The 13,248-nt window shown below is 42.5% G+C and carries 10 protein-coding genes, 1 tRNA gene and 1 pseudogene; 6 read left to right on the top strand and 6 right to left on the bottom strand.

The features are described from left to right. Position 1 precedes the first annotated feature (1 nt). Entirely contained in the window at positions 2-502 is a 501-nt protein-coding gene (locus FDF36_RS09090; RefSeq protein ID WP_220391118.1) for a PepSY-like domain-containing protein, read from the top strand. 103 nt (positions 503-605) lie between these two features. Here FDF36_RS09090 and FDF36_RS09095 read toward each other — a convergent pair whose 3' ends face one another. From FDF36_RS09095 to FDF36_RS09105, 3 genes are read right to left on the bottom strand one after another with little or no spacing between them, the layout of a single operon-like run. Next, the gene (locus tag FDF36_RS09095) at positions 606-1,814 is read right to left on the bottom strand and encodes an L-serine ammonia-lyase (protein WP_220391119.1); all 1,209 of its coding nucleotides are present in this window, start codon (positions 1,812-1,814) and stop codon (positions 606-608) included. 56 nt (positions 1,815-1,870) lie between these two features. Further along, entirely contained in the window at positions 1,871-2,932 is a 1,062-nt protein-coding gene (corA, locus tag FDF36_RS09100; protein WP_220391120.1) for a magnesium/cobalt transporter CorA, read from the bottom strand. Between the two features lie 12 nt (positions 2,933-2,944). Then, positions 2,945-5,446: an endonuclease MutS2 gene (locus tag FDF36_RS09105; protein WP_220391121.1), complete on the bottom strand. Its 2,502-nt coding sequence runs from the start codon at positions 5,444-5,446 to the stop codon at positions 2,945-2,947. A gap of 154 nt (positions 5,447-5,600) precedes the next feature. On the opposite strand from FDF36_RS09105, the gene FDF36_RS09110 reads away from it, so the two are divergent. Continuing rightward, a tRNA-Ser gene (locus FDF36_RS09110) sits at positions 5,601-5,685 on the top strand. A 568-nt stretch (positions 5,686-6,253) separates the two neighbouring features. Then, complete coding sequence (locus FDF36_RS09115) at positions 6,254-7,312, top strand: hypothetical protein (protein ID WP_011202350.1); 1,059 nt, start codon at positions 6,254-6,256, stop codon at positions 7,310-7,312. 341 nt (positions 7,313-7,653) lie between these two features. Here the strand turns inward: FDF36_RS09115 and FDF36_RS09120 are convergent, their stop codons facing one another. Both FDF36_RS09120 and FDF36_RS09125 read right to left on the bottom strand, forming a co-directional pair. Continuing rightward, positions 7,654-8,568: a DMT family transporter gene (locus tag FDF36_RS09120; RefSeq protein ID WP_005785992.1), complete on the bottom strand. Its 915-nt coding sequence runs from the start codon at positions 8,566-8,568 to the stop codon at positions 7,654-7,656. 69 nt (positions 8,569-8,637) lie between these two features. Then, positions 8,638-9,207 carry a Crp/Fnr family transcriptional regulator gene (locus FDF36_RS09125; RefSeq protein WP_032567553.1) on the bottom strand — a complete coding sequence of 190 codons (570 nt, stop codon included), beginning with the start codon at positions 9,205-9,207 and terminating at the stop codon, positions 8,638-8,640. Between the two features lie 282 nt (positions 9,208-9,489). On the opposite strand from FDF36_RS09125, the gene FDF36_RS09130 reads away from it, so the two are divergent. From FDF36_RS09130 to FDF36_RS09140, 3 genes and pseudogenes are all read left to right on the top strand, one after another. Further along, positions 9,490-10,530, top strand: a complete 1,041-nt coding sequence (locus FDF36_RS09130) for an alcohol dehydrogenase (RefSeq protein ID WP_220391122.1) — start codon at positions 9,490-9,492, stop codon at positions 10,528-10,530. A 94-nt stretch (positions 10,531-10,624) separates the two neighbouring features. Then, a pseudogene (locus tag FDF36_RS21215) lies at positions 10,625-10,825 on the top strand (TrmH family RNA methyltransferase); the annotation flags it as partial. Positions 10,826-11,136: 311 nt separating this feature from the next. Continuing rightward, positions 11,137-11,460, top strand: coding sequence for a thioredoxin family protein (locus FDF36_RS09140; RefSeq protein WP_220391124.1), 324 nt, complete (start codon positions 11,137-11,139; stop codon positions 11,458-11,460). A 117-nt stretch (positions 11,461-11,577) separates the two neighbouring features. Here the strand turns inward: FDF36_RS09140 and FDF36_RS09145 are convergent, their stop codons facing one another. Beyond that, the gene (locus FDF36_RS09145; RefSeq protein WP_220391125.1) at positions 11,578-13,107 is read right to left on the bottom strand and encodes a sulfatase; all 1,530 of its coding nucleotides are present in this window, start codon (positions 13,105-13,107) and stop codon (positions 11,578-11,580) included. Positions 13,108-13,248: the final 141 nt, after the last annotated feature.

Consider the following 13,248-nt stretch of genomic DNA (forward strand, 5'->3'; position numbering starts at 1 on the left):
TATGAAATCTTTGAAATTTAGTTTGTTGACAGCCGTGTTGCTGTCGGTTGTGTTTGCTTTCAGTTCGTGTGGCGATGATGACGATACGGGATATCTTCCGCCGAGCCAGGCCATTCAGGATGCACTGAAGAAGCTTTATCCCAATGCCACTGCCATTAAATGGGAGCAAAAGGGCGTTTATTACGTAGCCGACTGCCAGGCCGACGGCAGAGAGAAGGAAGTTTGGTTCGATGCCAATGCCAACTGGCTGATGACGGAAACAGAGTTGAACAGTATCAATAACCTGCCGCCGGCAGTGTTGACGGCTTTTATGGAGTCGAGTTACAGCAATTGGGTAGTGGATGATGTGGCGATATTGGAATATCCGAATGAACCCTTTACGGAATTTGTGGTGACTGTGGAACAGGGTAAAAAGGTAGACTTGTATTTTTCGGAAGGCGGTGGTTTGCTGCACGAAAAAGATGTTACCAACGGTGACGACACACATTGGCCCAGGGTTTAAAGGTTGAATGTGCCGACCGAGGCACGTGAATAGTAAAAACAAGAGGATGTGCAATCTGTGGTGAGTTTTGCACATCCTCTTGCGCTTTATGGAGAATTGCTTTTTACATCGGCTTATAATCCTTTGCCAGTCCACCCTCACTTGTTTCTTTATAGAGTGAGGGGAGGTCGTGGCCGGTTTGTTTCATCACTTGTATTACCTTGTCGAAAGAGACACGGTGCATTCCGTCGGTAAATGAAGAGTATAGATTGGCATCCAATGCGCGGGCGGCCGCGTAAGCATTACGCTCGATACAGGGAATCTGTACCAATCCGCATACCGGATCACAAGTCATCCCCAGGTGATGTTCCAGTCCCATTTCGGCAGCATATTCAATTTGGGCCGGACTTCCTCCGAATAACTGGTTGGCGGCAGCCGATGCCATGGCGCATGCCACACCTACTTCTCCCTGGCAACCGACTTCTGCTCCGGAGATGGAAGCATTTTGCTTGACGATGTTACCTATCAATCCGGCTGTTGCCAATGCACGGAGGATACGCATCTCACTGAACTCACGGCTTTTGGCAAGATGATAAAGAACGGCAGGCATCACTCCGCACGATCCGCATGTGGGTGCCGTTACGATTTTGCCTCCCGAGGCATTCTCTTCACTTACGGCAAGCGCATAGGCAAATACCAATCCGCGCGACTGCAAAGAAGCCTTGTACCCGGTAGCGCGGATATAATATGTGGAAGCTTTACGTCTCAGGTTCAACGGGCCGGGCAGCACTCCTTCTTGTTCGAGACCACGCTGGACAGACTCCTTCATCGTATTCCATACTTCTTTCAGATAGTCCCATATATCAGGATCTTCGCATTCTTTCACGTATTCCCAGTAACTCTTTCCGGTATGTTCGCACCAATCCAGAATTTCGGTCATGCTGTTCATGGAGTATACTTCCGGGCTTTCAATAGACGGTTGTTTGTTGTCTTCGGCCAATGCACCTCCTCCTACACTGTAGACAGTCCAGTTTTCCAGTTCATTGCCGCCGGCATCAAGTGCCACGAAGTTCATTCCGTTCGGATGGAAAGGAAGAAAGATTTTGGGTTGCCATATAATATCTACCGGTGCGGTCGGTTTCAGTGTGTCAATGATGGCTACATCCGTCATGTGTCCTTTTCCTGTCGCCGCCAGGCTTCCGTAGAGGGTCACTTTGAACGATGCTGCTTCAGGATGTCGTGTGAGGAACATTTCTGCTGCCTTGCGAGGTCCCATGGTGTGACTGCTCGAAGGTCCGGTTCCAATGCGATAGAGTTCTTTTATTGATTTCATATTAGCTAATTAGGTTGTTGCGCAAAGGTAATTGTTTTTTCAACATTTTTGGTAACTTAATACCATTTCTTCTTTCGGAAAAACCAGTATACGGCTCCGCCCACCAGGAGCATCAATATCCAGGCATATACATATCCATATCGCCAGTCTAATTCGGGCATAATCTTGAAGTTCATTCCCCACACTCCGACAAGAAAAGTCAACGGAATAAAGATGGTGGAAACAATGGTGAGGCGCTTCATGATATCATTCATCCGCAAGTCATTGTTGGATATGTAAAGATCAACCAGGGACGATAGGGTTTCCCGGCATATTTCGATGGTTTGCAATACGAATTGCAGATGGTCGTTGACATCATTGAAGAAAGCACGGTTCACTTTGTGCATCAGGGAGTTTTCCGCCCTCAGGAGTTTCACGTATTGTTCCTTTAATGGAAGAATGGCTTTCTTCATCAGCATGTACTGCCGGCGGAGTGCCTGTATCTGGATGCCGATATCGTTACCGTCACTGATGGTGAGCAACTCTTCTTCCAGGTCTTCCAGGGAGTCGTCGATGGTAGATACGGTGGCGATGTAATTCCCCATTATGCTGTTTAGTAAGACACTGAGCAGGTAGTCGCTTTGTCTGCCCCGTATTTTTAGTACATCATTGTGAAGGGCAGAGGTGACATCGTCAAAGAAATCGGTTTCGTTTTCCAGGAAGGTGAGTACAAAGTTGCTTCCTTGGATGATGCATACTTGTTGCTGTTCCAGTTCATCCAGTTCATCTTCCGGGCTTTTCTCTTCTTTGTTGTTGAAGCGGAATAGCTTCATGATAAGCACTGTGTACTTGTCATGCTCCTCTATTTTAGTGGGATGCTCGGCATTCAGAATATCCTGAAGGATAAGAAAGTCTATTTCAAAGTGACTGCATATTTCCCGAATGACTTCAGTGTTCTGAAGTCCGTGCACCTGTAGCCAGTTGATCTGCTCGCGGTTGAGAGAATTGGCGACAGTCTGGAAATTGGCATCTGAAACCTCCTGCATCACAAGAGCGTTGTAAGTACACAAATGCAGGTGGGTGGGAGTCTGGCTCTCACCGTTATAAACTAATCTTTCACTTAACAGGTTATTCTTCATATTTTTCTTTTTTTATGCCAAATCGACTACCGTGATACCTGCACCCCCAAATTGGATATGTTCGTCGGCAAAATGGCGGACTCCCGGTATGGTTTGCAAATATTGGCGGATAAGGGTACGCAGGATGCCCGTACCGGTCCCATGCAGGATGCGTACCCGGCTCATACCGACCAGGATAGCGTCGTCTACAAAGTAGGTTACAGCTTGTAGAGCTTCGTCTCCTCGCATTCCCCGTACATCGATGTCTTGCTTGAAGTTCAGCTTTTTTTCGTACATGCTGTCCTGAGTCTGGTGGCTGACAAAAGAACTTTTGGCAGACTCTTGTTTTTGGGGGACTGCGTTGCTGCGTTCCAGCCGCTCCGTCTTTACAGTTGTCTTGATGCTGCCGAAGGCTACCACGGCATTCTTCCCGTTGATTTCAAGTACTTCTCCGACCGAACTTTGTCCTTTGATACGTACCGGACACCCTTCGGTGATGGGAGTCGCTTTGGGAGTTTGCTGAACTGCCGGCTGTTCTTTGGTGCCGTTTTGCTTTTTCTCCTTCTTGCGGTTTTGCTTCTCTTTCAGCTTCTCCATCTTTCGGGCTATCTTATCTTCCTGTTCCTTGGAAGTCAGGTTGTCTATCGATTCACGGAAGTCCGCCAGTTCCTGGCGTACCAGACGTGTTTTTTCTTTTTCAGCCTGTGCCTCTTTTATGGTACGGATGGTATTCTCGATACGTGCATTTGATTCTTGCAACAACCGCTCCGCCTCCTCTTTTGCCTGACGGATGATCTCTTTTCTCGACTTTTGTAATTCTTCCATCTCAGCCTGATAGCGGGCAATGGTTTCTTCCATATGCTTTTCGCGCTGGCGGATAGTCTGACGCTTTCCTTCCCAATAACGTTTGTCACGTACGATATCCTGCAAATACTTGTCGGCATTGATGTATTCACTTCCCACAATCTCAGAAGCATCTGCGATCACATCCTCCGGTAATCCGATTTTACGAGCGATTTCTACAGCGAATGAACTGCCCGGATTACCGATCTGAAGTTGGAAAAGTGCCTGCATCAGATGACGGTCATATAGCATGGCACCGTTTACTACACCTTCGTGATCTTCTGCAAAATGTTTTAGATTCTGGTAGTGTGTAGTTATAACACCGAAAGTACCCTTTATGTTGAATCGTTTCAGTACAGCTTCGGCAATAGCTCCGCCGATCTGGGGTTCTGTACCTCCACCGAACTCGTCAATCAAAATCAGACTTCGTTCGTTGCAGTTCTTCATCATGATTTTCATATTGGTCAAGTGTGAAGAATAGGTACTTAAATCGTCTTCAATGGATTGTTCATCACCGATGTCGATGAAGATACTGCCAAACAACCCTACATGACTTCGTTCGTGCATGGGTATGAGCATGCCGCATTGCAGCATATATTGTAGTAACCCGACTGTTTTCAGGCATACGGATTTACCTCCGGCGTTGGGGCCGGATATAATAAGGATACGCTGTTTGAGATTCAGTTCTATGTCCAAAGGCACTACTTTCTTTCCATGTTTGGCAAGCGAAAGTTGTAATAGTGGGTGGACGGCCATTGTCCAGTCCAATAATTGTTCGTTCTCCAGACTGGGTTTGATACTGTTTGTCTGAATGGCGAAGTGGCTTTTGGCACGAATGAAGTCTATCTCGGCAAGAAATTCATACGATTGCAGTATTTCCGGGATAGAAGGACGCAGGGTGTTAGAGAAATCAGTCAGGATACGGATAATCTCCCGGCATTCATCCCCTTCCAGTTCACGGATACGGTTGTTGGCTTCCACTACTTCCGCTGGTTCGATAAATACAGTTTTTCCGCTGGCCGATTCATCGTGGACGATTCCTTTGATTTTACGTTTTAATCCCGGAGCCACTGGAATAACCAATCGACCGTCGCGCATGGTTGGTGCCACGTCTTTGTCCACATAGCCTTCGGATTGTGCGTTTCGGAGTATGCTGTTAAGCGAACGTGAGATACTTCCCATCGTGTTAGCCAGTTCCCGTCGGATGCGTGACAGTTCGGTCGAAGCATTATCCTTGATTTTGCCATATTTATTTAAAATGCCATCAATCTTGGTGATAAGTTGTGGAAAGACAGTTATGTCACCGGCCAGTTTTTTCAGGCTGGGGTAGGGACAATCCGATTCTTCTTCATCATCATTGCGCTGCAGGAAACGGACGATGTCCCGGATGGTCTCCAACGAACGTCGTAGATCAAATAATTCTTGTTCGTCCATGTACATTCCTTCTATCCGGATTCGTTTCAGAGAGGGGCGGACATCGAAAAAAAATTGGTCGGGAAAGTTATCTTCCTCTTGTATGATGCGAACAAATTCTGCAACCTGATTCAGCAGTTTATCAACTTCCTCAAAGTGATCGGAAAAATTCATTTCGTTCACTCTCTCTTCTCCTAATGTGCTGAGACATTTGTCTTTTAATAATTGTCTGATTTGGTCGAATCCTATTTTCTGCTCAAAATTCTGGGGATATATCATGGATTATCTAATTTATCTATATAACAGTTTCAATTGAATTGTTCCGCAAAAATACGATTATTCCACGAAAAAAATGGCAAAATGTTTGTGGATTTAAAAATGATTCGTACCTTTGCATCGCTTTAAGAGAAAAGCACTACTTAACCGTAGTTCTGGAGAGGTGGCAGAGTGGTCGATTGCGGCGGTCTTGAAAACCGTTGTACTGCGAGGTACCCGGGGTTCGAATCCCTGTCTCTCCGCTGAGCGTCAAAGATAAATGACGGAAAAGTAAAAGTAAGTCCCGTAAAATCAAGGTTTTACGAGACTTTTTATATTTATGCTTGGACAAGTGAAAAACATGATTAGCCTGTCATCGCAGCCAAGAACATAACAATAATCAAATAACGTTTGCAGGCTGTACAGACGGGCAAAAAGACTATACACTAATTTTGTATTATGAAATCAATAGAATTGTTTGTTGCATGTTGTTTGTCATAAGTTGTTTAGGTAAGTCTCAACCAAAGCAACAATCTGCCGATTTATATAGGTTGCCCTTATGTAATGAATGTGTGAAAAATGAAATTTATTGTGCTTTGACACTAATGGGATCTGTCGAAGTTGATGATTTAAATGAAAATACAAATAAATAGAGATTTGATTAGGCTAATAGAAGAATACGCAGGAAGTTCGAATACGTATTCTGATGTGACATTCATGAGAAGAAAACAAGAATATCAACGATTAACGATACGGGATTTACAGGAAGGAGTTATTAATAAGAAAATCTATTGATTTGCCGACACTGCCCTGCCCCAAAAAAGATATACAATGAAAGTAAAATTATTGTTTTTGGTCTTCGTTTTGTATGCGTGTGGAACTAAAACGGTTTCGGAAGAGAAATCTTATGATCGAATAACCATGACGACTTATGAAAACAAGTATGATGAAAATAATCGTTTGTCAGAGGTACAATTGACCAGAACATCTCATCATAGGTATGAAGAAGATTCTGAAACAATTGATTTAATTGATGATAAAAGCACGTATTATTATACGTATATCAACAACGAAGAGTTTACAGTAAGAAGAAAGTCAAAGAGGTCGGGAAATATCAAGATTATGAGATATGCTCCCCAAAGGGAGGAGGTGTTAACATTAAATGCTCAAGGGGATACCATTGATTATTTATTGCAGAAATATTATGATAAAAGTAAACTCAAATTAGTGTATGTTAGAAATATAAACAATGACTATGTACTGCATGAAGACAACGACTATGAGGAAAAGAATGAATACGACGGGAATGGTAATCTAACAAAAAGAGTGCAATACTATTTTGACATAGGGAAAAAAAGAACCACTTACTTCTTTCGGGGACTATCTTATGAGGAAGCTAAAAAAAGGATTCCCCGTACAGACGAGGACTATGACATCGTGTGCGATATAGAGAAAATGGCAGGAGACACCCTTATCAGGAAATGTATAAAGAATGGTATTGTCAGTTCTATTAACAAGACGATTGTTGACGAAAAAGGGAAAAAGGAATTTATATTCGACGCTGACATGAAGTTCACAGGTAGTTTCACGGAATTTAAGTCGGATAGTTTTGATATTCACGTTGATCGTATTGTACTGGACGATTGCACGGATATTGATAGCACTTATTATAAGAATGGGAAAGAGGTAAGATGCGTTTATCTTTCGGATACGTCTAAACGTATTGTACTTTCTAAATATGATAAATGGGGAAATATGGTTGAGAGGGTGGAAAAGACAAAGTATTTTTATTCGCAAGACGGAGAGGAATTGATCAATGAAATGCTGCAAGTAGTGAGAGAGAATGAGAAGAAGAAAGAAAGTAGAAAGCGATTGAAAATATCAAAATAAAAAGGTTGTGAGAAATAAACATTTAATCGGGGTATGAAGGGGGGAGACAGATTCTTAGAAAGAATGACCGTTATTGTGACGATGATTTTCACGATATTCATGATTATCAGAATCGGCTACTTGCGGATCGGTCTCCTGACCCTCGTCATGTGCGCATGATCGGACTTTTCTCGTTTGTCCCCCATAGGTATATTGTATCGCTGAATACAGGAAGGTGCTGGAAGGCGACAGAGATATGCTAATCAGATACCCTCTCTTTCCTTCTAATGACTTTTCATTACGCTTTTAATAAAGATATTGGTAGAAGACAATTGTCTGAGACTAATTGTGAGTTCTATTCCTCAATGTGGCTTAATGATTTTCTGTTCTGTGATTCTCTTCGACTTTTTTTGTTGATCGGCTAATATTACAATGATAACAGACATTAGTATCAGTAATAAACCGATTAATGATTGTAATGTGAAATGTTCCGAAAATACCAATACGCCTACAACCACTGCGACCAAAGGTTCCATTGAACCAAGGATGGCTGTTGTTGTCGAACCGGCATATTTTACCGCTAAAATCAACGTAAGGTCGGAGATGACGGTAGATAGAAATGCCAATGCCAAAATATAAAATCCGGCTTTTGTGCTGGGGATGGAGGATATACCTGCTGTAAATAGACTGTAGATGAAAAAGATTACGCAACCGCCTAAAAGCACATAGAACGTAAGCACTTCAGCAGGTAATTTACCTATATCCAATTGATTCAGAGCAACAATATATATCCCATAGGTTAATATCGTAAGAGCTGCGAGTCCGATACCCATCAATCGGATACTGCCTCCTCCCGACCAACACATAAGTGCAACACCGATTAGTGAGAGTGAGGCTGCTAAGAATAGAGATTTGGATTTTTGTTCTTTAAAGAATACTACCATTAAGAAGCTGACACAAATTGGATAGAGAAAGTGAATGGTTGTAGCCACTCCACTAGTTATATAATGGTAGGAATAAATAAGAAATAGCGCTGTAAGAGCATACAAGGCACCTAAACCGATGATAGAGATCAGATGTTTCATATTTATTTTTAAAGTACTTTTGTGCAAAAGACATACTGCTCCCATCATAAGGGTAGAAAATAGAAATCGATAAAAAAGAATGTTGGATTCATTCATTTCCATATTTCCCATTAATGGAATTGTAAATAATGGAATGAGCCCAAATGTACCTGATGAAATCATTGCATAAATAATACCTTTTAAACTTTTCATATCATACAGAATTAAAATTTGAGCGCAAAGGTAGGTTACAGGGAAGAATGAAAAGTTACCAAAAGATAATTAATGCATATCGGCCCTGATTCTACTTAAGGATTGTGGAGTTATGTCCAGCCATGCGGAGAGGTCTCTCATTGATAATCTTTGTATCAGTTTGGGCATTTCTTTAAGTAGATATTGATATTGTTCTTTTTTGCTCATCCAGTGGATAGATGAAAAATAGAAAGAAGATGAAGTAAGCCATTCCTGAAGAATCATTCTTCCCCAATTGGATAAATTAAGAGAGTCTTTGAATGAGGTGGCTAAGTCTTTACGGGAGATTCTCCATAAAATACAAGTATCTACTGCCTCTAAAGTATATAGTGATTGTCTGCTCTCTGTCAGGTTGGGTGAACTGAGTGGGGCATCATTTTCTAATGCAAAAAATATGATAAATTCTCTGCCCTCTCTTAGAATCGTACTTTTTACAATCCCTTTCTCAACAAAATAGATATAGTGATCTGTTTGCCCTTCTTGAAGGATAATCTCTCTCTTGGGCACAGAAAATTTTGTGAACTTTTCAAGCAATATTTCTATATCTTTTTCAAAAAGTCCATATTTATCTCTTAATATTTTTTTAATCCCGTTCTCCATACTTTAAAGAAAACAAAAAGACACGATGCAATGTTGGCGTAATTCTGATAAAAATGTACGGCATACCACTTGTAAAAGTATACTTAATTATAGAAAGAAACGGGGAAACAGGCCGATATTGAAGTGGCAATGCTCCAGGGAAGGGTACACAGAAAACATACTCTATCCGGTGAAGTGATGCTATCCATGAGTCAGAAACAGATATTAAAGTATATGTTTTACCGATGAAATCACTATTTTTGCTGCATATATGGATATATTGATTAATCAGGAGGAGATATAATGCTTGCATATACATATGTCGAACATGGGAAGTTTGAACTTTTGGAGAAGTTGAGGCCACAAATAAAAGATGCCCGGGATGCAATCGTACGTGTAACACTTGGCAGTATCTGCACCAGTGATCTTCATATTAAACATGGCAGTGTTCCGCGTGCAGTTCCTGGTATTACAGTCGGCCACGAGATGGTGGGCATTGTGGAGGAAGTAGGCTCCGGCGTCATTTCCGTCAGACCCGGTGATAGAGTGACAGTCAATGTCGAGACTTTTTGTGGAGAATGCTTCTTCTGTCGACACGGATATGTGAACAATTGTACTGATCCCGATGGAGGGTGGGCATTAGGTTGCCGTATTGATGGCGGACAGACGGAATATGTCAGGGTCCCTTATGCTGACCAAGGATTGAACCGCATTCCCGATAATGTCAGTGATGAACAAGCTCTGTTTGTAGGTGATGTGCTTGCGACGGGGTTCTGGGCTGCTCGCATTTCAGAGATATCCGAAGATGATACGGTTTTAATTATAGGTGCCGGCCCTACCGGAATCTGTACTTTGCTGTGTGTGATGTTAAAGAAGCCACGGCGCATTATTGTTTGTGAACGGTCTGCTGAGAGAATCCGGTTTGTTCGTGAACATTATTCTGACGTGCTGGTGACAGAACCTGAAAACTGTAGGGATTTTGTACTCTGCAACAGCGATCATGGTGGAGCGGATGTCGTGTTGGAAGTGGCGGGTTCCGAAGAAACTTTCCGTCTGGCGTGGGAGTGTGCCCGCCCCAATGCCATCGTTACCATCGTAGCCCTTTATGACAAACCTCAGTTTTTACCTTTGCCCGATATGTATGGCAAGAACTTGATCTTCAAAACAGGTGGGGTAGATGGTTGCGATTGTGCCGAGATTCTCAGTCTGATTGAGCAAGGCAGGATAGACACTACTCCTCTTATTACGCATAGGTTTCCGTTGAACGAAATAGAAGAAGCTTATCGTATCTTTGAAAACAAGCTGGAGAGAGTTATCAAGATAGCTATAACGGGAGGCGGATAGTGGAGTGTTTGCGTTGACTTTTTCGGTCTATATAGATGAGCGTGATATATATTTATGTGTAGCATACGTACTTTATGTCATGTGGTGTCCCTAACTACGAAGTGTGGAAGAAGTATGCCGGGAAGCCAAACGTATCGTGGTGATAGATAGAGCTGTCGGCACAACTAACATTGGAGCAATTCTTTGTTCGGTTGTTTCCTTCGGCAGAGATGCCGTTTTGCCGTTGCATAACTTTTGTGCCTTACTCAATCGCCGTGTGGTCAGGGTATCCATGGGATCAATATTCTTTGTACCATAGATATGGATGTGGCGTACGAAACAATCTTCGAAGTTGGCTATATGGTTCGCATCCCTGTCGCATCGTGCAGATTCGCTTAATGTGGTGGTGCTGTTTCTGTGGCTTTTGGGAAACTTTGTGCTCCAAGTCTTAAAGAGTAATCTACCGAATTTATAATTACAGTTGTCCGGTTCTTATTAAAAAGTATTTTCCCATAGCCTCAAATTCAATTTCTTTAGATCGCTATAGCCTAAATAAATGTTATACTGCAAACTTTTCTTTTTGGGTATTGTTTCGGAGTGCAGTCAGTTATTTAAAAACATACCGATATGGAAGAGAAAAAAGAAGCCCGTCAAGAACGGAACAGGGAAAAATTAGCAACCGCTGATTGGGTAATGGCAGAATTTTATGCTACGTGGTGTCCTCATTGCAAACGCATGCAGCCCGTTGTAGAAGAATTCAGGAAACTTATGAAAGGGACTCTTGAGGTGGTACAGGTCGATATCGATCAGGAAGATGCTCTGGCTAATTTCTATACGATCGAATCGGTCCCGACATTTATTTTAATGAGAGAGGGCGAACAGCTTTGGAGGCAATCCGGAGAACTGGATTTAGAAAGGCTGAAGAAAGCAGTGAAAGACTTTAAATCCTGAAAAGGCAATACGAATTATACGGATTATCAAGAAAAGTACTGCTTTATTTGCTTTCAGTCTGTGATAATCCGTGTAATTCGTAGTGAAAAGATTGTTGCGAGCTCCCTGTCTTAGGGATTATTTGGCAATAAATATCGGTTTCAATACATTTTTATTGGTATCTACCGGATAGAGAGCTTGTTCTTTTTCCAGTCTTTGAACCATTAGACGGAAGAGTTCTTTCGCTTTTTGTTGGTTTGTTTTTGACAGATCATTTTTTTCGTAAGGATCTTCTAAGAGGTTAAACAGTTTATAGGTAGGTGCCTCCGGAGTCTGTGGATTATAATAATAGATAAATTTCCAGTCCCCCTTACGATAAGAGGTGAAATAGCTACCGCGGTGCTCATGTGGGAAATGCATTAAGAAATCATCACGATGCTTTTTATCTCTCTTTCCCTTTAACAGTTTTCTTAAATCGGCCCCGTCTAAAATATGGTTGGGGGCGGGCTTGACACCGGCAACGGAAAGTACGGTTGGATATATATCCATAACCGTTCCCATTTGGGTTTGTATGACATTCCGGGCTATAGGATATGCCTTTTGGAATTTATTGTTTTGGTCGGGATGTGCCCAGCTGACGATGAAAGGAACACGGACTCCCCCCTCATATTCCGATCCTTTTTTTCCTTTGAATGGGGAGGATGAACCATAATCGGCAGCATCCCCGAGTGGAGCATCACCACCATTATCTCCCAAAAAGATGATTAAAGTATTTTCCGCTATTCCCATATCTTCGAGTCTATCCAGAATGTCTCCCAGGGATTTATCCATACCTTCGATCAGGGTGGCAAAAGCGCGTGCTTGTTGAGATTTGTTTGGATCGGTATAGTGGCTGATGAAGCGTTCATCGGTTTCGAATGGAGAGTGAACGGCATAGTGTGCCATGTTTAGATAGAAGGGCTTTTCTTCTACTACGGCTTTTTCTATCTCTTTACCGGCTTCTAATGTGAGAGCATCACTCAGGAAGGTGTGAGTTTTGTGATATTGTTCCAAGTCGGGTACGGCTCTTGCTCTTTGACCCTTGATCCAACCGTACCCATTTTCTCCATGATAACTACCCGGATGGCCGATTGCCGAACCGGCTATGTTGACATCAAAGCCCAGATTGGTAGGGTTTTCTCCTTCGCTTTTCAGACATCCGAAGTGTGCTTTGCCCACATGGATCGTTTTGTATCCGGCTTGTTGTAATAAATAGGGATAGATCATATCCTGATGAGTGAGCCCTTTCCAATTCCAATCGAATGGTCCGTATGGAGTGCGGTTGTTACTTTCTGCATTAATCCAGTTCGTAGTGCGGTGACGGGCTGCATTTTGGCCGGTCATGATGGATGCTCTGGAGGGGGAACTCACGCTTTGCGCATAAAAAGTGGAGAAGCGGATTCCCTGGTTTGCCAGGCGCTCCATATTGGGAGTACGATACCAATCGTTTAACGGTTGTTTCTGTGCATTTCCGTTTTCGTCTGTAACAAAGGGAACGGAGGTGTCCATTAATCCCATGTCGTCGACTAAAAAAACAATGATATTGGGGCGTTCTTGTGCACTTACTGTTATGGAGCATGTACCGCAGAAGACTCCCATTAAACTTTGATAAACTATTTTACTGTTCATTGTGGTTAGTTAAAAAGGTTATGAATTGATTGGAACAAGATGATCATGGATACATTATGATCGGGGGATAAAGATATTAAAAAGAGATTGGGTTTACAAGAAAAAAGCTAAGAAATGGGATTGGGTAAAATCCGGATTCTG

The sequence above is a fragment of the Bacteroides fragilis genome, from assembly GCF_019583405.1.
GTDB lineage: Bacteria > Bacteroidota > Bacteroidia > Bacteroidales > Bacteroidaceae > Bacteroides > Bacteroides fragilis_B.

Excerpts from the sequence above, each read along its gene's own strand:
- FDF36_RS09090 (WP_220391118.1), top strand. The coding sequence starts at position 2 with ATGAAATCTTTGAAATTTAGTTTGTTGACAGCCGTGTTGCTGTCGGTT.
- FDF36_RS09095 (WP_220391119.1), bottom strand. The coding sequence starts at position 1,814 with ATGAAATCAATAAAAGAACTCTATCGCATTGGAACCGGACCTTCGAGC.
- corA (WP_220391120.1), bottom strand. The coding sequence starts at position 2,932 with ATGAAGAATAACCTGTTAAGTGAAAGATTAGTTTATAACGGTGAGAGC.
- FDF36_RS09105 (WP_220391121.1), bottom strand. The coding sequence starts at position 5,446 with ATGATATATCCCCAGAATTTTGAGCAGAAAATAGGATTCGACCAAATC.
- FDF36_RS09115 (WP_011202350.1), top strand. The coding sequence starts at position 6,254 with ATGAAAGTAAAATTATTGTTTTTGGTCTTCGTTTTGTATGCGTGTGGA.
- FDF36_RS09120 (WP_005785992.1), bottom strand. The coding sequence starts at position 8,568 with ATGAAAAGTTTAAAAGGTATTATTTATGCAATGATTTCATCAGGTACA.
- FDF36_RS09125 (WP_032567553.1), bottom strand. The coding sequence starts at position 9,207 with ATGGAGAACGGGATTAAAAAAATATTAAGAGATAAATATGGACTTTTT.
- FDF36_RS09130 (WP_220391122.1), top strand. The coding sequence starts at position 9,490 with ATGCTTGCATATACATATGTCGAACATGGGAAGTTTGAACTTTTGGAG.
- FDF36_RS09140 (WP_220391124.1), top strand. The coding sequence starts at position 11,137 with ATGGAAGAGAAAAAAGAAGCCCGTCAAGAACGGAACAGGGAAAAATTA.
- FDF36_RS09145 (WP_220391125.1), bottom strand. The coding sequence starts at position 13,107 with ATGAACAGTAAAATAGTTTATCAAAGTTTAATGGGAGTCTTCTGCGGT.